1 protein-coding gene is annotated in these 1,035 nt (G+C 62.9%); it reads left to right on the top strand.

Annotated elements, in window-relative coordinates:
* Positions 1-1,035: immunoglobulin-like domain-containing protein (locus AC1DIS_RS30030; protein ID WP_477781308.1), on the top strand; the 1,035-nt coding region annotated here is incomplete at both ends.

Here is a 1,035-nt window from a genome sequence, read left to right as displayed (position 1 = left end):
CACCCTGACCAACCCGGCGCAGACGCCGGTCACCGTGACCCTGTCCAACGGCTCGACCATCACCATCGAAGCCGGAAAAACCACCGGCTCCGTGAATGTCGAAACCCCGGCCAATGACGTCTACAACAACGGCAGCACCGTCAGCACCACAATCACCGGTGCGACCGGTGGCAATTTCGAGAACCTCGTACCGAGCACCACGCCGGCCGTCACCACCATTACCGACTCGATCGACAACACCGGCCTGAGCCTCAGCGCCACCGGCACCGTTGTCGAAGGCGGCCAGATCACTTACACCGCCACCCTGACCAACCCGGCTGGCACGCCGATGACCGTGACCTTGAGCAATGGCTCGGTCATTACCATCGAAGCGGGCAARACCACCGGCAGCGTGACCGTCGAWACCCCGGCCAATGACGTCTACAACAACGGCAGCACCGTCAGCACCACGATCACCGGTGCCACCGGTGGCAATTTCGAGAACCTCGTACCGAGCACCACGCCGGCCGTCACCACCATTACCGACTCGATCGACAGTACCGGCCTGACCCTGACTGCCACCGGCAGCGTCACKGAAGGTGGCCAGATCACCTACACCGCGACCCTGACCAACCCGGCGCAGACGCCGGTCACCGTGACCCTGTCCAACGGTTCGACCATCACCATCGAAGCCGGAAAAACCACCGGCTCCGTGAATGTCGAAACCCCGGCCAATGACGTCTACAACAACGGCAGCACCGTCAGCACYACGATCACCGGTGCCACCGGTGGCAATTTCGAGAACCTCGTACCGARCACCACGCCGGCCGTCACCACCATTACCGACTCGATCGACAGTACCGGCCTGACCCTCAGCGCCACCGGCACCGTTGTCGAAGGYGGCCAGATCACYTACACCGCCACCCTGACCAACCCGGCGCAGACGCCGGTCACCGTGACCCTGTCCAACGGCTCGACCATCACCATCGAAGCCGGAAAAACCACCGGCTCCGTGAATGTCGAAACCCCGGCCAATGACGTCTACAACAACGGCAG

It is taken from the genome of Pseudomonas sp. 05N433 (genome assembly GCF_056396925.1).
Note: the sequence above shows the minus strand (reverse complement) of the source record. Positions and strands in the feature narration are given on the sequence as shown.